This window comes from Algoriphagus sp. AK58, from assembly GCF_014324365.1.
GTDB lineage: Bacteria > Bacteroidota > Bacteroidia > Cytophagales > Cyclobacteriaceae > Algoriphagus.
The window spans coordinates 113,522-133,611 of record NZ_QEIG01000007.1 but is presented as its reverse complement, the minus strand read 5'-3'; the positions used below and the strand labels follow the sequence as shown (position 1 = coordinate 133,611).

General features: G+C 44.2%; 19 protein-coding genes. 16 read left to right on the top strand and 3 right to left on the bottom strand.

Going from position 1 to position 20,090, the window contains the following annotated elements:
• Positions 1-15: 15 nt before the first annotated feature.
• Positions 16-1,080, bottom strand: a complete 1,065-nt coding sequence (rlmN, locus tag DDT91_RS06195) for a 23S rRNA (adenine(2503)-C(2))-methyltransferase RlmN (RefSeq protein ID WP_187175279.1) — start codon at positions 1,078-1,080, stop codon at positions 16-18.
• Positions 1,081-1,260: 180 nt separating this feature from the next.
• On the opposite strand from rlmN, the gene ccsA (DDT91_RS06190) reads away from it, so the two are divergent.
• From ccsA (DDT91_RS06190) to DDT91_RS06140, 11 genes are all read left to right on the top strand, one after another.
• Positions 1,261-1,962 (top strand): cytochrome c biogenesis protein CcsA, encoded by a 702-nt coding sequence (gene ccsA / locus DDT91_RS06190; RefSeq protein ID WP_255502036.1) that lies wholly within the window; start codon positions 1,261-1,263, stop codon positions 1,960-1,962.
• A gap of 93 nt (positions 1,963-2,055) precedes the next feature.
• Positions 2,056-2,298 carry a CcmD family protein gene (locus DDT91_RS06185; RefSeq protein ID WP_187175277.1) on the top strand — a complete coding sequence of 81 codons (243 nt, stop codon included), beginning with the start codon at positions 2,056-2,058 and terminating at the stop codon, positions 2,296-2,298.
• A 12-nt stretch (positions 2,299-2,310) separates the two neighbouring features.
• Positions 2,311-2,727 carry a cytochrome c maturation protein CcmE gene (locus DDT91_RS06180; protein ID WP_187175276.1) on the top strand — a complete coding sequence of 139 codons (417 nt, stop codon included), beginning with the start codon at positions 2,311-2,313 and terminating at the stop codon, positions 2,725-2,727.
• A 28-nt stretch (positions 2,728-2,755) separates the two neighbouring features.
• Positions 2,756-5,275, top strand: coding sequence for a cytochrome c biogenesis protein CcsA (gene ccsA, locus DDT91_RS06175; RefSeq protein WP_187175275.1), 2,520 nt, complete (start codon positions 2,756-2,758; stop codon positions 5,273-5,275).
• A 159-nt stretch (positions 5,276-5,434) separates the two neighbouring features.
• Positions 5,435-6,466 carry a ferrochelatase gene (gene hemH, locus DDT91_RS06170; RefSeq protein WP_187175274.1) on the top strand — a complete coding sequence of 344 codons (1,032 nt, stop codon included), beginning with the start codon at positions 5,435-5,437 and terminating at the stop codon, positions 6,464-6,466.
• Between the two features lie 174 nt (positions 6,467-6,640).
• Positions 6,641-7,804 carry an MFS transporter gene (locus DDT91_RS06165; RefSeq protein WP_187175273.1) on the top strand — a complete coding sequence of 388 codons (1,164 nt, stop codon included), beginning with the start codon at positions 6,641-6,643 and terminating at the stop codon, positions 7,802-7,804.
• Between the two features lie 61 nt (positions 7,805-7,865).
• Positions 7,866-8,468: a DUF2179 domain-containing protein gene (locus tag DDT91_RS06160; protein WP_187175272.1), complete on the top strand. Its 603-nt coding sequence runs from the start codon at positions 7,866-7,868 to the stop codon at positions 8,466-8,468.
• On the top strand, positions 8,468-9,175 hold the full coding sequence (locus tag DDT91_RS06155) for a tRNA1(Val) (adenine(37)-N6)-methyltransferase (protein WP_187175271.1): 708 nt from the start codon (positions 8,468-8,470) through the stop codon (positions 9,173-9,175). The genes DDT91_RS06160 and DDT91_RS06155 overlap by 1 nt, the downstream gene beginning before the upstream one ends.
• Positions 9,176-9,278: 103 nt before the next feature.
• Entirely contained in the window at positions 9,279-10,745 is a 1,467-nt protein-coding gene (locus DDT91_RS06150; protein WP_187175270.1) for an IPT/TIG domain-containing protein, read from the top strand.
• 10 nt (positions 10,746-10,755) lie between these two features.
• Positions 10,756-13,155, top strand: coding sequence for a TonB-dependent receptor (locus DDT91_RS06145; protein ID WP_187175269.1), 2,400 nt, complete (start codon positions 10,756-10,758; stop codon positions 13,153-13,155).
• Between the two features lie 3 nt (positions 13,156-13,158).
• Positions 13,159-14,220: a DUF4249 domain-containing protein gene (locus DDT91_RS06140; RefSeq protein ID WP_187175268.1), complete on the top strand. Its 1,062-nt coding sequence runs from the start codon at positions 13,159-13,161 to the stop codon at positions 14,218-14,220.
• Between the two features lie 52 nt (positions 14,221-14,272).
• On the opposite strand, the gene DDT91_RS06135 is transcribed toward DDT91_RS06140, so the two are convergent.
• Complete coding sequence (locus DDT91_RS06135; protein WP_187175267.1) at positions 14,273-15,601, bottom strand: saccharopine dehydrogenase C-terminal domain-containing protein; 1,329 nt, start codon at positions 15,599-15,601, stop codon at positions 14,273-14,275.
• A gap of 120 nt (positions 15,602-15,721) precedes the next feature.
• On the opposite strand from DDT91_RS06135, the gene DDT91_RS06130 reads away from it, so the two are divergent.
• The 5 genes from DDT91_RS06130 to DDT91_RS06110 all read left to right on the top strand — a co-directional run bounded on the left by DDT91_RS06130 (position 15,722) and on the right by DDT91_RS06110 (position 19,517).
• Positions 15,722-16,201: a cytidine deaminase gene (locus DDT91_RS06130; RefSeq protein ID WP_370539294.1), complete on the top strand. Its 480-nt coding sequence runs from the start codon at positions 15,722-15,724 to the stop codon at positions 16,199-16,201.
• 3 nt (positions 16,202-16,204) lie between these two features.
• Positions 16,205-16,852, top strand: coding sequence for an alpha/beta hydrolase (locus DDT91_RS06125; protein ID WP_187175266.1), 648 nt, complete (start codon positions 16,205-16,207; stop codon positions 16,850-16,852).
• Between the two features lie 90 nt (positions 16,853-16,942).
• Entirely contained in the window at positions 16,943-17,380 is a 438-nt protein-coding gene (locus tag DDT91_RS06120; protein WP_187175265.1) for a UPF0158 family protein, read from the top strand.
• A gap of 66 nt (positions 17,381-17,446) precedes the next feature.
• Complete coding sequence (locus DDT91_RS06115) at positions 17,447-17,929, top strand: GNAT family N-acetyltransferase (protein ID WP_187175264.1); 483 nt, start codon at positions 17,447-17,449, stop codon at positions 17,927-17,929.
• A 13-nt stretch (positions 17,930-17,942) separates the two neighbouring features.
• Complete coding sequence (locus DDT91_RS06110) at positions 17,943-19,517, top strand: M1 family metallopeptidase (protein ID WP_187175263.1); 1,575 nt, start codon at positions 17,943-17,945, stop codon at positions 19,515-19,517.
• On the opposite strand, the gene DDT91_RS06105 is transcribed toward DDT91_RS06110, so the two are convergent.
• Positions 19,518-20,030: a hypothetical protein gene (locus DDT91_RS06105; RefSeq protein ID WP_187175262.1), complete on the bottom strand. Its 513-nt coding sequence runs from the start codon at positions 20,028-20,030 to the stop codon at positions 19,518-19,520.
• Between the last annotated feature and the right edge of the window lie 60 nt (positions 20,031-20,090).

Sequence of the window (20,090 nt, the reverse complement as noted above, 5' to 3'; positions counted from 1 at the left end):
GATAAATAAAAAATGTTAATTGGAAGCTAGCTGAGCCACTTCATTTTTGTTGGCCAGCTGTCCGCAGGCCGCATCGATATCCTGACCTCTTGATTTTCTGACCTTTGCGATAATTCCCTGCCCCTCGAGAATTCGAACGTACATGTCAACGGCTTCTTGCTTGGCTTGACGAAATTCCCCCTCGTCGATCGGATTGTATTGGATGATATTGACTTTGGAAGGGATGATTTTGCAGAATTTAGCTAAGGCTTTAGCGTGTCGTTCGTCATCATTGACTCCTTCCCAAATCACATATTCATAGGTGACTTTCCGCTTGGTCTTTTGATACCAATATTTCAAAGCTTCTCCGAGTTCTTCCAGTGGATTGGAGTCATTGATGGGCATCAGTCGGGAGCGTGTCTCATTGATGGCCGAGTGGAGGGAAATAGCCAGATTGAATTTGACTTCATCATCGGCCATTTTTCGGATCATCTTTGGAATGCCTACGGTAGAAAGGGTGATTCTTCGCGGAGCCATGCCGAGTCCTTCGGGCGAGGTGATTTTGTCAATTGCCTCGATCACATTGTTGTAATTAAGCAGAGGTTCACCCATTCCCATAAAGACAATGTTGGTCAGAGGACGCTGGAAATAAGTTTCCGCCTCATCTTTGATGGCCACTACCTGATCATAAATCTCATCCGGATTGAGGTTTCTCATCCGCTTCAATCTGGCAGTGGCACAGAAATTACAATCTAGGCTACAGCCTACCTGTGAGGAAACGCAGGCGGTAATTCGTTTGGAGGTAGGGATTAAAACAGACTCCACGATTTTGTTGTCGTAGAGTTTGACGGCATTTTTGATGGTTCCGTCACTGCTGTGCTGCATCAAATCCACCTGGATATGATTGATTGAAAAGTGAGTTTTGAGCAACTCACGGGTGGAAAGGGAGATGTTGCTCATTTCATCAAAGTTTTTGAGCGATTTGTTCCAAAGCCACTCATAAACCTGCTTAGCCCTGAATTTTTTTTCTCCATGGGCCAGGAAAAACTCTTCCAAGTCTGACAGACTTAACCTACGGATGTCCTTTTTTTGATTTTCCACGGGGCAAAGTTACGGATTGAATTCCGGAAAGTGGAAAAATGAATTTCATTGAGAATTGGCTAATAAAAGGCTGCTTCGATACCAACATGTATTTTGGAAGTAGAGAATTAGTTCTTTTCATGGATAACAGGTCTCCTTTTATGATAAAAAGAAGGGGATTCAGGAACTTATACCCTATTTTTGCGCTTGAAAAAGCAAATTTCAATTATGCGCCAATCCTGGTGGAAAATCCTGACAATCGGTCTCTTGTTTTATACCTTGATCGCAGGATTATTGATGGACGTACCTAGGCTTCCCATTCTCAATGAGACTATCCGAGCGTTGCATTTTCATGTGACGATGTGGTTTGGAATGATCCTTATGCTGGTGGTAGCGGTTGTTTACAGCATCAAATATCTTCGCAGCAATGACCTGAAGCATGACGATATGGCTCTGGAGTTTACCAATGCGGCCATTTTGTTTGGTGTCTTGGGTATTGTGACAGGAATGCTTTGGGCGAGATTTACCTGGGGTGACTACTGGAGCGGCGATCCCAAGCAGAATGCTTCTGCGATTGGTCTACTGATGTATTTCGCCTATCTGATTTTGAGAGGTTCAATAACAGATCAACAGCAGCGTGGAAGAATCGGAGCGGTTTACAACATTTTTGCGTTTGCCGCTTTTATTCCATTGATTTTCGTTTTACCCCGATTGACAGACAGCCTACATCCAGGAAATGGCGGAAATCCAGGGTTCAACGCCTACGACTTAGATTCCAAGCTAAGGATGGTTTTCTATCCTGCCATCATCGGCTGGACACTTTTGGGCACCTGGATTGCAACAGTCCGGGTAAGAATCCGTAGGGTAGAGCGATTACTTGAAGACAAATTGATTAATTCTTAATTGATGAAATCGAGCATGACAGATGTTATAAATAGGAAATGGTTTTTAACCATGCGAGATTCCATGTGGCCTAGTAAAACCATTCAAAAACACATGAAAAAAATATTGACCATAGCCTTGTTGGTTTTTTCGCTAAGTGCCTTGGCGCAAGAGAAAATCCCAGTCACTGATGCCGACTATTCGAATAATTCGGTTGAAATGGCAGACCGGATGCGTGCCGACGGAAAAATCTATGTGTTGGTAGGTATTATCGCAATCATTTTTGCGGGGATTACAGTATACGTGATCAATACCGATCGCAAGATCAGCAGGCTTGAAAAAAATCTTCCTTCTTAATTTCAAACTCCCATGAAAAAAGGACATATCATCGGACTAGGTATCATTGCAATCGCCATCGTCATTATAATGACTTCGATAGGCGATGCCAGCAGCTACGAAAGCTTCAACACGGCCTGGGAAATGAAGGAAGATGGGGAAGATAAAGCCATCCACGTGGTGGGGCAGCTAAAAAAAGACGGAGCCGGTCAAGTGACCGGAATTGAAGTCCGAGAGGACAAAACTTCCTTCACCTTTATGCTTGTGGACAATGAGGGCACTGAGCAAAAAGTATTTTATAATGAGCCTGTACCTGCCGATTTTCAGCGTTCTGAACAAGTAGTCGTGATCGGGTCATACCGTGACAAAGATATTTTCGTGGCAGACAAAATCCTGATGAAGTGTCCTTCGAAGTATCAGGAAACCGATGTACAGGCGGCAGGAATGTGAGGTTGAGTCTTATCCTAAGTAAAAAATCATGATCAATACCTTTGTGGGTAATTTGGGCCATTTGATGACCATCGTGGCCTTTGTCAGTGCACTGGTTTCGGCTTTTGCCTATATCCAATATTTCCAGGCTAATGAAATAGATAAGGCAAGTTGGAGGAGATTCAGCAGAATCAGTTTTTACATCCATGCAGTGTCGACTGCATTGATTGCTTTCTCCCTATTTGAGATTATTTACAATCATCGCTACGAGTATTTCTACGCCTATTCGCACAGCTCCAAAGCACTTCCGGTCCACTACATGATCTCCAGTTTTTGGGAAGGTCAGGAAGGGGCATTTATCCTTTGGGCATTTTGGAATGTGGTCTTGGGAGTGATTCTGATTCATACCAATAAGTTTTGGGAAGCTCCCGTGATGGTGGTTTTTGCCTTGGTTCAGGCCTTTTTGGTCTCCATGATTCTCGGGGTGGTCATAGGTGATTTGAAGATTGGAAGCTCTCCCTTTATTCTTTTGAGAGATGCAACTCAGGCACCAATTTTTGAGCTGAATCCTGATTTCGTACCGGAAGACGGCACCGGACTCAACCCGCTTTTACAAAACATCTGGATGGTCATTCACCCTCCCACCTTGTTCATGGGTTATGCTTCGACGTTGATTCCATTTGCTTTTTTGATTGGTGGATTGGTGACCAAAAGATATTCCGAATGGATTCGACCCGCCTTGCCTTGGGCAATTTTCTCAGCCATGATTCTGGGGATGGGTATCATTATGGGTGCCTATTGGGCTTATGTGACGCTTAACTTTGGAGGATATTGGAACTGGGACCCTGTAGAAAATGCGGTATATGTGCCTTGGTTAATTTTGGTGGCGGCGATTCACACCATGATTACCTTTAAGAAAAGTGCCACTGCACTCAAGACTTCTATCGTCTTGGTAATCCTAAGCTTTATCCTGGTGCTTTATGCTACTTTTTTGGTCCGATCAGGTGTTCTTGGCGATGCATCTGTTCACTCTTTTACAGATCTTGGACTTTCAGGTCAGTTGCTAGTGTACATGCTATTTTTCATGGTCATTGCCATTTTCCTGGCAGCAAGAGCATGGAAACACATTCCTTCTTCCGAAAAAGAAGCCTCAGTCTATTCCCGTGAATTCTGGATTTTCCTTGGAGCGGTCACCTTGGGATTGATGTCATTCCAGGTGATTCTTCCTACTTCTATACCCGCTTGGAATGCTTTGGTGGAGAGCTTTGGGGGAATTTCCAATATGGCTCCTCCTGCAGATCAGGTGGAGTTTTATACCAAGTTCCAGCTTTGGTTTGCGGTTGTGATCGCCTTATTGACAGCGGTAGGTCAGTTTTTTTGGTGGCAAAAAATGGACAAGAAGGCTCTAAAAGAGGCTTTGGTTACCCCATATGTGATCTCAGTATTGCTATCAGCAGGGGTAATCGTCCTTGCAAAAGTCTACGACTGGAAATATATCATTATCGTTTTGGCTGGAATGTTTACCATCGTGGCAAACTCGGTGATTTTGGCCAGACTTCTCAAAAAGTCCACCTTTAAGCTTGCGGGTGGGTCTTTGGCTCACATCGGCTTAGGAATGATTTTGATCGGGATCATGTTTAGTTCCGGCTACTCAGATGTCATTTCAATCAATATGTCCGGGCTGACCTACAGCAACAGCTGGGAGGACGAGATGAACAAAGAGCATGTGCTGCTTTGGATCAACAAGCCCACGCAAATGAAGGATTACACAGTCATCTACCGGGGCCGTCAGAAGAAGGTGGTGGGTGTGCCGGAGTATGTTCCTGCCAAACTTCTCGAATCCACAGGCAATGTGAACGAAGCCCTTGCCTTAGCGGATTACAAGGACTATTTCAAAAAAGGGGATATAGTGAAATTGGTTTTGGAAGAAAACGACTATTTCAAGATCGACTATTACCAGAATGAAACACTGAAGTTTTCTCTTGCTCCCATGTCTCAGTTTAATGAAAGCATGGGCGGGCTGATTTCTTCCCCTGACTCTAAAATCTACCTGAATCGGGACCTTTACACCTATGTGGCTGCCATGAATGACTATGCAGACCCAGATTGGAAGGAAGACGAAAATTACGAGGTGTCTCCAGGTGAGCAGTTTCACATCGCTGACTTTGTCACTTATTTCGACGGAGCTGAAGTACTCAAGGAAATCGAAGGATACACGCTGCAAGAAGGTGACGTCGCTGTAAAAGCCAAGCTCAGAGTGCTTGATTACGATGTGGAAAAATTGCTCGAGCCGACCTTTATCATTCGAAATAATCAGGTTGGAAAGCTTCCTGTGGTCGACACTGAACTCGGATTAAAAGTTAGCTTGGAAAACATCCTTCCTGAGCAAAACAAATTTGTGTTCAAAGTCAATCAATACCAAAAGGACTATGTGGTGATGAAAGCGATCGTGAAGCCCTATATCAATGTGCTTTGGATTGGTACAATCATTATGCTGATAGGCTTCACAGTGGCTATTTTCCGCAGATTTGATGAGTTTGCCAAGATGAGAGATAAAGGAATGGAATAAATTCCCTCTTTGGTGATTTCCCGGGATCCTTGGGAGGAATTGAAGCCTGGGATTTTTTTTCTCCAAATCCCTGTGCCTATTCCACTTAGAAAACATCAATTACAGAAATCGAACAAAGAGGCTAATTTTGGGCTTCCCTAAGGAAATTGAATTCAATCCATGGCCAAGAATAAAGCAAAAATCGGCGTCCTTCTCGTGAATCTAGGCACGCCAGACAGTACCAAAACAGGCGACGTAAGAAAATACCTAAGGGAATTTCTGATGGACGGGCGGGTCATTGACTTCCCCTTTATTCCGCGCTGGATGCTGGTCAATTTGATTATTGCACCTTTCAGAGCTCCAAAATCTGCCGGTGAATACCGTAAACTCTGGACTGAACGCGGATCTCCCTTGCTGTTTCATACCCAAGATCTCAAAGAGAAGCTAATTAAAAAGCTGGATCCTGAGAAGTATCTGGTAGCCATGGCCATGCGCTATCAAAATCCAAGCATCGAAAAAGGCTTGGAGGAACTGATGAAGGCCAAGGTAAAAAAAATCATTGTGTTGCCGCTGTTCCCGCAATATGCTTCAGCCACCAATGGCTCTGTGATAGATAAGGTGATGGAAATTGCCCGAACTTGGCAGATTATTCCGGAAATTACATTCATCAGCAACTATGTGGATCATCCCCTGTTTTTGGAAGCTTGGGCCGAACTCGGAAGGGAGGCTATGCAAAAGCAGGAATACGACCGCTACCTGTTCTCTTACCACGGCTTACCCGAAAGACAAATCCGAAAAGGTAGTGTAGAAGGCTACTGTCAGTTGGGCGCTTGCTGCAATAAATACGGATTGAAAAATCAGTTTTGCTATCGGGCACAGTGCTTTCAGACGACCCGACTGGTGGCAAAAAAGCTCGGATTGCCTGAAGATAAAGTCGTCACCTGTTTCCAATCCCGATTGGGTAAAGATCCTTGGATCAAACCTTACACCGAGGATATGATCGAGGAACTGGCAAAAGAAGGAGTGAAGAAAGTGCTGGTGTTCTCACCTGCTTTTGTTGCCGACTGTCTGGAAACTACTGTAGAAGTGGGCGAAGAATACAAGGAACAATTTGAAGAACTCGGGGGCGAACATTGGGATTTGGTACCAAGCCTGAATTCGAATGATACCTGGGTGGATTGTGTGAAGGATTTGGTGGAATCCAGGGCTTGATAGAACCCTCTCTTCATTACTCCAAAATTGATATTTGTAAGTACGATATACGAATGACGATTGACGACGTCATGTTTGACTTCAACGGTTCTTTCCAATAGTTATAGCCGTGAGAAGTAGAATTGAGGTTCAGATAAATGTCGTAAATCGTAATTCAAAATTCGTAAATCTTTCATGTCCAAACCATCCAACAAAGCCCTGCTGATCCTCGGCATCATTTTGATTTCGATCAACTTGAGGACTTCGATTGCTTCGGTGGGACCTTTGATTCCGTTTATCCGGGAGGATTTGGGGATTTCCAATGGCTTGGCTGGATTTCTGACGACCTTGAGTCTGATCACCTTTGCCATTTTTTCACTGTTTGCTCCGAGTTTGGGAAAAAAATTGGGCCATGGGAAAGCGATTTTTTTGGGGATAGTGCTTCTTTCTGTAGGAGTAGTGATCCGAGTTTTGGGAGGAATCGAGCTGCTTTATATTGGGACTGCACTGACAGGAATAGGCATTGTGATCGCAAATGTGCTGATGATCCCTTTTTTCAAAGCTCGAATTCCAGAGAATATCGGTTTAATGACTGCCCTGCTTTCCACAGGAATGTCTCTTTTTGCAGCGATCGCCTCAGGAGTGAGTGTTCCGCTTGCAGAGGATTTGGGTCTGGGCTGGAGAGGATCCTTGGTGTCTTGGGTGGTTTTGATGGTTATAGCCCTGCTTATCTGGATTCCCCAATTGAAGCCCCAAGCTACACCGCAATCTCAATTGATCACCCAGGCAAAAAATGTCTGGAAGTCCCGCTTAGCCTGGCAAGTCACCCTATTTATGGGGGCCCAGTCGGTGATGTATTTTACCATGATCACCTGGCTGCCTGACATGCTTATCGCCAGAGGAATGAGTCCTGTCAATGCAGGAATAGCGCTTTCCTATATGCAATTGATTTCACTGATCGGGACCTTTTTTGCTCCCAATCTATTGATGCGACTCAAGCAACAATCAGGGGTCGTACTCCTAGTGGGAATCGGATATCTGATCGGCTATGGGGCACTTTTCATCTCTGATGAAACCGTAACCTTTGCTGCCCTCACCGTCATCGGAATCGGCAGTGGGGCTAGTTTGAGTATTGCTTACACATTGATTTCGATGAGGACTGCCGAAGACCTGACCACAGCAAAACTTTCTGGGATGGTCCAGTCTGCCGGTTATGTCTTGGCAGCTTTAGGCCCCCTGGTCTTTGGGATTTCTCTGGATTTGTTTGACGATTGGAACATCCTGATCTGGTTTTTATTGGCAATGACCGGGCAGTTTATCGCATTTGGGTGGCCTGCAGGCAGAGATCGAAAAATCTGAATTCGGATTCCTCCAATTTTTATACCCTCCTCTCCAAATAATGGGGTATTTTTGCACCATCATGCAAGATCTATTCAACTCCCTTGGCATCTCTGACAATTTACTCAACTATGTGTTGATGCCCTTGTTGATTTTTATCGCCCGGATCGGAGACGTATCGATCAATACCCTCCGCATCATGTTTATGATGAATGGGAAAAAGAATATTGTTCCGATTTTAGGGTTTTTCGAAGCGATGATCTGGCTTTTGGCGATCGGGCAGATTTTCCAAAATGTCAACAATCCGCTTTCCTACATCGCGTATGCAGGCGGCTTTGCCACAGGCACTTATGTGGGCATGACCTTAGATGAAAAACTGGCCTTGGGTAGGGTGCTGGTAAGGGTCATTACTCCGCATCCTTTACCCTTATTGCTGGAGTTTATGAAAGAAAAAAACTACCGGTTCACCAACGTGGGCGCTGAAGGCAGGTATGGAAAAGTGAATCTCCTTTTTACCGTGATGAAGCGGGACCAGCTTCACGAATTTATTTCCAAAGTGAAAGAAATCGATGAAAAGGCCTTCTACACCATAGAAAGCGTAAAACGAGTTTCCGAAGAGGAATTGAACGTGATGGAAGACAAAACCAGTTTCCGTTCCAGATTTTTCAGCCGGGCAAGAACCTGATGGGAAACTCTTGGTTTCAGTTTCAACAGTTCAGAATCCATCAGGACCGCTGTGCGATGAAAATCAGCACGGATGCGGTACTCCTTGGCGCACTTGCCAAAGCAGATTCTCCCCAAAATATTCTGGACATCGGGACTGGCACGGGTGTAATTTCGTTGATGCTCGCGCAGCGATTTCCTGATAGTTTGATTACAGCGATAGAAATCGATCCTGATGCAGCCGGACAAGCCGAAGAAAATTTCCAGGAAAGTCCATTTTCAGAAAGGCTTCGGATCATACAGGGGAAGTTTCAGGATTACCCTGAAGATCAGCACTTTGATCTCATCGTGAGCAATCCGCCGTATTTTCCCGACCATCTCAAACCCAAGGATTCCAAACGAAACCAGGCCTTACATACGGATGCTCTTTCTTTTGAAGAATTGATTGAACAGGCAACAAGGCTGTTAAAAACTAATGGGCAAATTTGGATTATTTTGCCACCTAGGCAGATGGAGGATTTTTCTGCCTTGGCTCTAAAACGGGGACTTTTCCCCATCCATAGAATTTTGGTAAGAGATAGACCCTTCAAACCTATTATCCGGGAAATTGTAGGGTTTTCACAAAAAAGTGGAGCATTGGAGCCTAATGAAATATTTCTGAAAAATGAGAACGGAGACTTTTCAGAAGCTTACTCCTTCCTTATTTCTGGATTTTTATTGGGTTATTGAAAAAATACCCCTATTTATCTTTTGATTTTTGTTAAATACGCTTTCCGATTCTTTTCCTTCCCTTGCTTATCCTTTATTTTTGAAAACATTACCATTCCGATTCATGCGAAAACTGTTATCTGTTTTTATTTTTTACTTGCTACTTGTCTTTTGTGCATGTACAGAAGAAAATGAAACCCCCATCCTAGTAGCAACTGAAGACTTGTTGTTTGTGGGCGGAGATAAAATCCGAATTTCAGGCCGATTACTAACCAACCGGGAGGTTTTGGCCACAGATCATGGATTCTTGTTTTCTACCGAATCTTCCTTTTCTTCCCCCATCACCCTCTCTTTGGGAGAAAAGAAAAACCCGGGTCGATTTATTGGAGAATCCAAAGGATTTAAAGTCGGACAAACTTATTTCGCCAAAGCTTACGCAGAGGTGCAAGGCCAAAGAATAGAAGGAGACGTGGTACAGCTACAAACCCTTATCCCAGCAGTAGAGACCTTTTTTCCAACCTACGCTCTACAAGGAGCCGAACTGACTATCCAAGGCAGAAACTTTCCAGAGGGCGGAACCCGTGTTTTTTTCGGAAACCAAGAAGCCCAAATAATTCAAAACCTATTTGAAAGTAGGCTGATTGTAAGAGTACCGGCGCCTGCAGGTCAAATCATCGTGCCGCTGAGAATAGTGATCCAAGACAAGGAAATCATCCTTTCCACCCGTTTCGAATACCAGTCAGGTAAATTCACGAAAATTGCCGAATTCCCTGAGTCCATCCGGATCTACGACAACCTATCGTTTTATAATTCTGCAGGCTTTCATGTGGGCTTGGGCAGAATAAGATTAGGGAATCCTTATCCAGGTTTCCAGCGATTTGAGCCCACTTCCCGCACTTGGACAAAGATTGATTTCCCAGGTGAACCAAGAAGATTTGGATTTGCAACTTCCAACTTTTTGGGGGGCGGAGGCACCGAAATTGACCGGGAGATATATAGCCCCGACTTGAGTTTTTGGAAAATAAACGGAAGTGATTTTGAGCGTCTTCCAGATCTTCCATTCCAAAGTATCGAACCTTTAGCTGTAGAATGGAATAGCAATCTTTTCCTTTTTGGAGGAAGAGCAGGAGATTCCTTTAAAGTTCGGATTTTCAACCCAGCTACCCAAGTATGGTCTGAAAGGAAACCAGCCCCATTTGCCATAGAAGGAAACTCCGCTATTTCAGTCTTTGAAAACAAAATAATCTTTCTTTCAAACACCGGAGACGTCTGGGAATATTTACCCACATTAGATTCCTGGAATTTAAAAACTTCCTATCCTGGAAATAAAGGACAACTAGGATTTCCGATGATACAGATACTTGGAAAAAAAGCTTATATGGGCTTATTCAGGAGAACCCAAGAAATCTGGGAACTAGACTTAGAAACAGGGGTTTGGAAGGCGAAAAATCCCATCATTGGATTTCCTCAGAGCATCAATGCAGGAAGTTTCCAATTAGACGGAGCCATTTATATCCTGAGAACTGCCGAAGAATCAGTTTTTGGAAACCTACCGATGGAGCTATACAAATTTGATCCCGATGCTATTTAAGCCTGACTATATGAAAAAACTTCTATTATTGACTTTTTTGTTTGTAGGGCTTTCCTCTGCTTGGGCACAAAACTCTCCTGTAAAAAGGGAGGTCGTAGGTAGGGACATTGGCCAGCTGAAAGGAATCAAACTTTCCGGAAGGATCATAGATGAGATCACCGGACAAGCACTGGTAGGGGCCACGGTCAGTATACCAGAACTGAACCTCACCCGCGTAACCGATAACAATGGGAGCTTTGAATTGGTGGTCGACAGGGCAGAATACACCTTGGAGTTTCGCTATGTGGGATATGAGACAAAAATTTATCCGATCACTGCCGTAGGGGACGGCAGACTGTCGATTCGAATGCTTCAGGAAGATTTTACCCTCGACGATGTAGTGATCTTTGGCAGGGATCCTGAAAAAAACATCCGTTCTACGGATATGGGGGCTGTTACCCTTAACATGAATACCATGCGCGAACTGCCTCCATTTTTGGGAGAAGTGGACATCGTCAGGTCCCTAGCTACCCTCCCTGGAGTAAGTCAGGTAGGTGAGGCTTCTTCAGGACTGAATGTGCGGGGAGGCGGAGTGGACCAAAACCTGATCCAATTTGCAGGTGCTCCTATATATAATCCTTCACACATGTTTGGTTTGTTTACGGCATTCAATCCGGACATGGTCAATGATGTTACCCTGTACAAGGCCGTAGTACCAGCACGATTTGGAGGCCGAAGCTCAGCCATTTTGGATATACTTCCCAAGGCCGGCAGCATAGACAAGTGGGGCGGAGATCTAATGGTGAGTAACTATTCCGGTAAGGTCTCCCTAAATGGCCCATTAGTCAAAAACAAAGTGTCTGTTTTGGGAGGATTCAGGATTTCGTATATCAACTGGCTACTTCAATCCCTCAGTAATCCTACACTCAATAGTTCCAATGCCAATTTTTACGACGGGAACATAGTGGTAAATGCCCCTCTTTCGGAAAAAAATGAGTTTACCTATAGCTATTACACCAGCTATGATGATTTTGCTTTCGCTTCTGATACGACTATTTCCTGGAAAAACACTGCGCATTCACTTCAATGGAAAAGCAAATTCAGCGAGAAACTGAGTTTGGAAGCAATTGGCTTTTACACTGTTTACAATTACAGCATCTTCAATCAATCCGGATTGAATGACTTTAAAATAAATTCGGATATCAGGGACATTGGAGGGAAAACATTTTTGACGTATGCATTTTCCCCAACCAATAAAATCACCCTAGGCGGGGAGTACAAACAGCTCGAAATCCAACCCGGTGAGCTGATTCCAACAGGGAACGAGGAAATATTACCCAAAAAAGTTCAGGATGAATTTGGCAGAGAGATGGCTGCCCATTTTCAGCATGAATTTGAGCTGGGAGAAAAAATCGGTCTTTCCTATGGATTAAGGTATGATTTTTACCAATACTTAGGCCCTCGTACGGTTCGGACCTACGAGGAAGGCAAACCAATTTCCGATGGAAGCGCGATCGGTGAAACCTCCTTTTCCAATGGGGAAGTTATCCAGTCTTATGACGGATTTGCTCCAAGGGCCTCCCTGAGATATTCATTCAACAAATCCAGTTCTATCAAGCTTGGGTACAACAAAATGTACCAATTCATTCACCTGATTTCCAATACGGCCACCATCGCCCCTTCTGATGTGTGGAAATTGAGTGACAACTTCATCGAGCCTCAGATTGCAGATCAATTATCCCTGGGATTTTATAAAAATCTAAAGGGTAACATTTTTGAAACATCCATTGAGGTGTATTACAAAGACCTGCAAAATGTAGTGGAATACAAAGACGGGGCGAATCTGATTCTCCAAAATCATATCGAAACCGAACTGATTCCTGCTGAAGGGCAATCTTATGGCGTAGAACTCTACGTGAAGAAAAATTTAGGGAGGTTGACGGGATGGATTTCCTACACCTATTCAAGAGCACTGCGAAGGGTCATCACTCCATTTGAAGAAGAAAATATCAACAACGGTGAATGGTATGCTTCCAATTTTGACAAGCCACATGACCTTACACTTATCGGAAACTATAAAGTCAGCACCAATACCTCTCTTTCTTCGACTTTTTCGTACAGTACTGGTCGACCTATTACTTTTCCTGATGCCAAATTTGATTACTCCGGCAATAACCTGGCTTATTTCAACGATCGAAACCAACAAAGACTTCCTGATTTTTACCGCTTGGACTTCGCAGTAAATTTCAAGCTGAAAGGTCAAGGAAAGTTTTTTGATGGAAATTGGACCTTTTCGGTATTGAATGTTTTTGGGAGGAAAAATCCCTTTTCCATATACTTTGACGATGCTCCGGGAGAACCTCCACAAGCTCTGCGCTTAGCCCTTTTGGGTGTTCCTTTACCCAGTTTGAGTTATGCTATTAAGTTTTAAAAAATGCTGAGACGACTGATCTATATTTTCTTTTTCCTTCCCCTGTCATGCATTGACCCCTATCAGGTAGATGTGCCTGAAGGAGAACAACTGCTGACTGTAGAAGGTATCATTTCTACCGGTCCGGGCCCCCATTCGATTACCCTGACCCGAAGTGCCACCTATGGAAGTGTTTTCCAGGGACTGATCCGGCCTGTTACCTTAGCCACCGTAGTGATTCGGGACAACGAAGGCAATGTGACTTTCCTGACCGAAGGAACAGAGGCCAAGGGCACCTATACCACTCCGGCCAACTTCAGAGCTCAAATCGGTAAATCCTACACCTTGCAGATTTTGACGGCTGAAGGCAAGGTATACACCTCCACTCCTGAAAAGGTAGAATCTGTCCCGGAAATCCAGTCTGTGGAAATCCGAACTGTCACCCTTCCCAACAAGAACAGTGATTTCCCTAGATCAGGTGTTCAGCTGATTGCAGAAGTAAGAGATCCTGCAGATCAAAACAATTTTTACTATTGGAGAAATGGACCTGCAGTCTACATTCTGGAAACCCGTCCTGATTTATTTACTCCACGTCCTACAGAGGCGAACCCAAACCGCACTCCACAGCCCAAAGCTTGTTGCATTCAGTGCTTCCGGTATGAAATCAGTTACAATCAAAGTCTCTTCGTGGTCAATGATGACAATTTCAATGGGCTGACCACACGAATTCCCGCTTCATTCATAGAGGATGACGGCTTTCGGTTTGTCAATAAATTCCGGATTGATCTCAAACAATACAGCATCTCCCAAGGAGCTTATCGATTCCTTAGACTTGTCAAGCAGCAGGCAGAAATCAGCGGTTCGATCTTTGACCCTCCTCCTGCAACCATCAGGGGCAATATGATCAGCCTGGACAATCCGGATGAAGTTGTCTTGGGATACTTTATGGCAGCAGGAGAAACCTCGAGAAGGATTTACATAGATAAAAATGACCTGACCTTCAAACAAAACAGAGCGATCATACCTGATGACTGCCGAGTAGTGCCTGGTGCTTCTGTGGATGCACCGGCTGACTGGAATCCTTGAAAACCAAAAACGCCCAATACATCTTGGGCGTTTGGTTTTCAGCTTGACTTTTTCACATCCATTCCTCCTCTATAAATCGGATTCCGTGCTTTTCCAATTCCTTCAAAATGGGAGTGTAAATCTCCGAAGATACCGGCAGTTGCAGTCCTTTCCCATGGATTTTCCCTTCCAGAAACAAATCCACCGCAATCGCCAAAGGCAATCCTACTGTCTTAGCCATGGCCGTGTAAACACAATCTTTTCCTAAATCAACCAAACTCGAGGTCAGCTTTTTAATGCCCTTTTCCGTCTTGATCTCAAACTGATGCTGCATCACAATCATGTCTTTGTCCTCAGGTTGGAGTTCCCAGTCTTTTTCCAGCATAGCCTGGAGAATCTGAGCGGGGCTGCCTTCGGTTTTGGGGAGCTTTCTGTTTTCAAAAAATCCAAGCCACTGCAACTTTTCGAAAGTTGGAAAGTCTAATTCAGGAATTATTTCGGAGAGTTTTTCTTCCACACTGAGTGTCTCGGACCAAGGCAAAAAAGCATTCAAAAACTGTCTGTAAGTAGCTCCCTGAGGCAATTGCATTTGAAAACTGTCATCGGTCAGGCCCAACTGCACAAGCACATTCCACGCCTTACAAAATCCCGCCCTTCGGAGCGTGCCACGAAGCATGGTGGGAATTTCTTCCAGTCCATATACTTTTCGATAACTCAGCGAATCCCTGTTGGGATAGCCATCAAAATCCCCTAATCCCGGGAATTTGATCGTCTCAATCCGCTTAAACAACTGATGGTAGGGCACGTATTTCAGCTCTCCTTTCTCAATAAATCTGGAAGTCGCCTGCCCGGCCAAGACCACATTTCTTGGATTCCAGGTGAACTTGTATTTCCAGGGATTGTCCTCACTCTCTGGAGACAGAAGTCCGCCACAATAGGATTTGAAAGAAAGAATTTTCTCACCCTTGGATTTGGCTTCATGGATGATTTTCATGGCAGACATGTGGTCGATTCCCGGATCTAGGCCGCATTCATTTAGGAAAAAAAGACCTTTGGACTCAATCTCGGAGGCCATTTCCCGAAGGGCATCGCTTTCATAGGATGCAGTGAAAAAATGCTTTCCAAGCTCCAGACAATCTTTTGCTATCACAGGATGCAAAAACGCCGGTAGCATGGAAATGACTAAATCGGCTTGGGCGATCAGTGCTTTTCTGGATTCTTTAGCCTCAGTGTCTAGTACAACCGCTTGGGTATTGGGCTTGTCTTTTAGCTTGGCATTGGCCAAGGCAAGATCCAGGTCTGCTAAGAGGAGCTTTCTCCCTTTTTCTATGCAGGAGTCAGCTAGGTAATCAATCAGGTAAGTGGATGATTTGCCCGCTCCAAGGATCAAAATAGTCTTCATATACTGGGTTTATTGATCTAAAAATGCCCATTTTTTCCGGAGCGAAAAAGGTAAGTCCCCAAGAATAGAGAACAATTCCTTACTTTGACCGTTAGGATTTTCCCAAACCGATTTTTGACTGTGAAAAAAATTAACCTTACTACGGAGATAGAAGAACTGATTCCTGAAGAATTGGAAGCCATGGAGAAGCTCCTGATTGACCGTGCCAAAGAAGTGTCCAAAAGAGCATACGCACCCTATTCGGGATTTCATGTAGGCGCTGCTGTCCTGCTCGAAAACGGGGAGATTCTTCAATCTTCCAATCAGGAAAATGTGAGTTTTCCCACGGGTGTCTGCGCCGAGCGATTACTGCTGGGCTATGCCGGCGCCAATTATCCTGATTCACCACCAACCTTACTAGCCATTGTTGCCCAAAGAGCAGGTGAAGAAATTTGGGCAGGAGTATCCCCTTGCGGTGTCTGCAGACAAACCATCAATGAAGTGGAAAACCGGTTTGAAAAGCCCATTACCATGCTGATCCTATGCTCCAATGGGAATGTGATGCGGATCAAAGGCATCTCCAACCTACTCCCGTTAAAATTTGACGATCTCAATACCTGATCGGTGAAAAAGTCGATTCAATTCCCTTACGAAGCACATTATTCTGTTTCCCATGAACCCAGTGGAAAGGAACATGAACTTTGGTTGGTCTTTCATGGGTACGGGCAATTGGCGGAATTTTTTATCCGTAAATTCCTTCCATTTGACTCTGAAGAAAGATTAATCGTGGCTCCGGAAGGCACCAATTACAACTATCTGAAGGAATTTCAGGGTAGAGTCGGGGCCAACTGGATGACGAAACACGAGCGGGAAGTCGCCATTTCAAATAACCATCGGTATTTGAATCTTCTGATGGAGCAAATCCTGGAAAAATATGACCCTAAGCCCAAATTACACCTTTTGGGATTTTCACAAGGGGCTGCTACTTCTACCAGATGGGCCAGTCAGTGGAAAGGCCAAATCGAAACCTTGGTACTCTGGGCAGGAGGTTTTGCGCATGACCTTTCACTTGATTTAGGGAGGGAAAAATTCGAGCACACGAAGTTGATTTTAGCCTTCGGAGATCAGGACGAGCTAATTAAAGAGGAACACCGCAAGCAGCAGGAGGAGATGGTCAGGGCCTTGGGAAAACCTCTGACTGTCCTAACTTTTACAGGAGGCCACGAACTTGAGGCCAAGTTGTTGGAAAAAATCATTAATCATGAAATTTAAGGTAATTTTTGGCCCTGACATTGCTATGTTTGAAACAAATTGATGAAATTTCAACTTTCATTATTTTTCCAAAAATCTTGAAACCCATCCATGCTTTCGCTTACTGAAAAAGAAGTAGACTTCATTGCTTCCCAATTGCTTAAAGGCAATGTGTGCTTTTATCAAATCGACAAGAAGAAAATTCATCACATGCCGGATGATGAAGATTACTTCAATTATGATCTGACCGAAGAGGAAGAAGACATTCTCGACGAAATCGAGGATCAGCCCGAAAACTTCGCGGAATTTACCAAGATGGAACCCGCACAAGAGCATCAGATGATGCAGGACTTTATCGACCGAAAAGTAAAGGAAAGAAACCTTGCCGAGGATTTGGTAAACGCATTGAGTAAGCCGAAAGCCGCCACGGGATTTAAATTCTTGATCGATGGAACGAAGTACAAAGATGAGTGGGTGGACTATCGAAAAGGAAAGTACTGTGACTGGGTTAAGGAGCAAATCGACTCCTTCAACTACTCCGAAGATTGATCTGAAGCCGTCCCTAAAGTATTCCGGACGGCTTTTTCTTTTCAATCCTTTGGGTTAGTTTTCAAGATGGCAAATCAATATTCCATCCGTAATCAGCTTCTCCCCGGAGACCTCAGTCAGGTGGCATTACTGCACGCGAAGATTTATTTTGAAGAAAATGGTTTTGGGATAGGGTTTGAAGCCTATGTAATGGAGAGCCTCCTCGAGTTTTACCGACAGTATGACCTGGAAAAAGACAAGGTCTGGGTGGTGGAAAATGCCGGAAAAATGGTGGGATTCCTTCTTCTGATGCACCGGCCTCAAAATCAAGCTCAACTCCGGTATTTTATTCTAGAAAAAGCATATCGGGGACAGGGAATCGGACGCAAACTGATGCAGGAATGGATGGATTTTTTCTTGGAAAAAGGCTACTCAAAAGCTTATCTATACACCACATCTGGTCTGGATCCGGCGGTCCATCTGTATGAAAACTTTGGCTTCCAAAAAGTATCCGAAAAAGCCTCAGAGGACTTTGGCGTACCTCTTCACGAAATCCGTTATGAACTTTAGCAAGAACGCAAGAATGAAAAAGCTGACTTTTATTTTCTATTTTATCTGCTGTTGGTCTGGAGCTTTTGCCCAAAATTGGGATTGGGGAGGTCCAATGGACCCGCTCCAGGCAAAAATGAAAATCCTTCATTACCGCCTGGAACTGGAACTCCTGCCCGAATCTCAAAGCATACAAGGCTCCAATACCATCACTTTTTCAACCGATGAAAAACTCGACACACTCCGCTTTCAGCTCATCGATGAGTATAAGGTTAGCAAAGTTTTGATGGAGGGCAAGGAGGTCAAATTCATCCATCAAAATGATCTACTAGATATCCTACCGGTGGATTGTACCTGCGATCAGGTCCAAATTTTTTATAGCGGAAAAACACCCATCGCCCAAAATCCTCCTTGGACAGGCGGCTTTACCTGGGAAAAAGATCAACTTGAAAACCATTGGATGGGACTTTCCTGCCAAGGAGAAGGTGCGAAGGTCTTTATGCCGGCTTTGGACCATCCTTCCAGCGAACCTAGCGAAGGAGTGGATCTGATTTTCACCGCTCCCAAACCCTATTTTGTAGCTTCCAACGGGCGCCTGATCGATAGCCAAGAGACAGGACAAAAAGTAACCTACCATTGGCAAACCGACTACCCGATCAGCAATTACAACATCAATTTTACCATGGGGATTTTTCATGAGGAAAAAGTGAATTTCCAGTCCGTTGCGGGAGAAGTGATCCCCATGCAAGTTTGGGTACTGCAGGAGAATAGAGCAAAAGCAAAAGAGCTTCTGGAAATTCTGAAAGTCAGCACAGAAACGCTGGAGAAATACTTCGGACCTTTCCCTTTCCCAAAAGATAAAATCGCCGTGGTAGAAACACCCTATTTGGGCATGGAGCATCAGACGATCAATGCCTATGGGAATAACTTCCAGTTTGTGCCGATGGGCAAGGTTAACTACGATTGGTTACTTCATCACGAACTCGGTCATGAATGGTTTGGCAACAAAGTCTCGGTGAGTGACTGGGCAGATATGTGGATTCATGAGGGTTTGACTGCCTATGGGGATTGGCTGTTTTATTGGGAGCATGGTGGGCCGGAGGCCTATTTTACCAAGGTAAAAAACGAATCAAGAAATATCCCCCACGCCAAACCGGTCGTCAGTCCCCCAAATTCTACAGAAGAAGAAGCCTATCACCCCGAGATTTATACCAAAGGAGCTTTGGTCATTCATGCCTTGAGAGGTGTATTGGGGGATGAGCTGTTCTTCCCTGCGATAAAGGCCTTTGTGATGGATGAGCGCTTCACTTACCTCAATCAGGTAAGCACGAAGGACTTTACTGATTTTATTCAAAGCTACACTGGAAAAGACCTTCAGGGATTCTTCGATTTGTATCTCTATACCACTTCCATCCCCAAATTGAAAGTCAGCAAAAAGGGAAAAGACGGATTTTTGATTTCTCTTCAGGGGATTGATTTCGAGCTACCCTTGGAAATAGAGACATCTGAAGGAACACAGCGAGTACCTGTCGGTAAAAAAGCAATCCAGGTAAAAAGTAAAAACCCGCCTATGGTGGACCCGAAAGGCTGGTTGATGCTGGAAAGGTGATTATCGAAATGGAATCTTAACCGAAAAAATAGGCTGATCCATTCTGTTTTCTTCAAAATAAACAGGAGGGGAGAAATTCTTATTTCCAAAATTGTAGGTATCAATGGCGTCACGGGTAAGATTTCGTGCCTCACGCCTAAACACCCCTGAAACTATTCCTACGGCAGCAGTTCCTATTGCAATGGGCCAAAACAAATTGCTAAGAGTAGATGACTGCTGCTGTGGAGTAAAAATCAACACCGTTGTTCCTACCAATAAACCCAAATCAACCACAGCAAGTGCGGTGTTTATCTGTTGCTTTCTCATTGCCTTTTCATAGATCGCCAATGATTCTGGGTTTGTCTGAAGGATTGTGATCACCTCATTTTTGCTTAGTGGTCTAGGACCGTCCAAAATATCTATTTTTTGTGTGAGCAAATTTTGCCTGACATCCACTCTTAAAAAAGGCAGGTCCTGAGCGCTTGCCGACCATGCTAAACCAATAAGGAAGAAAACAAAAAGGTGTTTTTTCATGAATCAATAATTTTCTGTAAAAGGCTATTCACGGATATCCATCAGAAAAATATGTATAGA

Excerpts from the sequence above, each read along its gene's own strand:
- hemH (WP_187175274.1), top strand. The coding sequence starts at position 5,435 with ATGGCCAAGAATAAAGCAAAAATCGGCGTCCTTCTCGTGAATCTAGGC.
- DDT91_RS06115 (WP_187175264.1), top strand. The coding sequence starts at position 17,447 with ATGGCAAATCAATATTCCATCCGTAATCAGCTTCTCCCCGGAGACCTC.
- DDT91_RS06165 (WP_187175273.1), top strand. The coding sequence starts at position 6,641 with ATGTCCAAACCATCCAACAAAGCCCTGCTGATCCTCGGCATCATTTTG.
- DDT91_RS06110 (WP_187175263.1), top strand. The coding sequence starts at position 17,943 with ATGAAAAAGCTGACTTTTATTTTCTATTTTATCTGCTGTTGGTCTGGA.
- DDT91_RS06120 (WP_187175265.1), top strand. The coding sequence starts at position 16,943 with ATGCTTTCGCTTACTGAAAAAGAAGTAGACTTCATTGCTTCCCAATTG.
- DDT91_RS06180 (WP_187175276.1), top strand. The coding sequence starts at position 2,311 with ATGAAAAAAGGACATATCATCGGACTAGGTATCATTGCAATCGCCATC.
- DDT91_RS06150 (WP_187175270.1), top strand. The coding sequence starts at position 9,279 with ATGCGAAAACTGTTATCTGTTTTTATTTTTTACTTGCTACTTGTCTTT.
- DDT91_RS06140 (WP_187175268.1), top strand. The coding sequence starts at position 13,159 with ATGCTGAGACGACTGATCTATATTTTCTTTTTCCTTCCCCTGTCATGC.
- DDT91_RS06105 (WP_187175262.1), bottom strand. The coding sequence starts at position 20,030 with ATGAAAAAACACCTTTTTGTTTTCTTCCTTATTGGTTTAGCATGGTCG.
- DDT91_RS06145 (WP_187175269.1), top strand. The coding sequence starts at position 10,756 with ATGAAAAAACTTCTATTATTGACTTTTTTGTTTGTAGGGCTTTCCTCT.
- DDT91_RS06160 (WP_187175272.1), top strand. The coding sequence starts at position 7,866 with ATGCAAGATCTATTCAACTCCCTTGGCATCTCTGACAATTTACTCAAC.
- DDT91_RS06185 (WP_187175277.1), top strand. The coding sequence starts at position 2,056 with ATGAAAAAAATATTGACCATAGCCTTGTTGGTTTTTTCGCTAAGTGCC.
- DDT91_RS06155 (WP_187175271.1), top strand. The coding sequence starts at position 8,468 with ATGGGAAACTCTTGGTTTCAGTTTCAACAGTTCAGAATCCATCAGGAC.
- DDT91_RS06135 (WP_187175267.1), bottom strand. The coding sequence starts at position 15,601 with ATGAAGACTATTTTGATCCTTGGAGCGGGCAAATCATCCACTTACCTG.
- ccsA (WP_187175275.1), top strand. The coding sequence starts at position 2,756 with ATGATCAATACCTTTGTGGGTAATTTGGGCCATTTGATGACCATCGTG.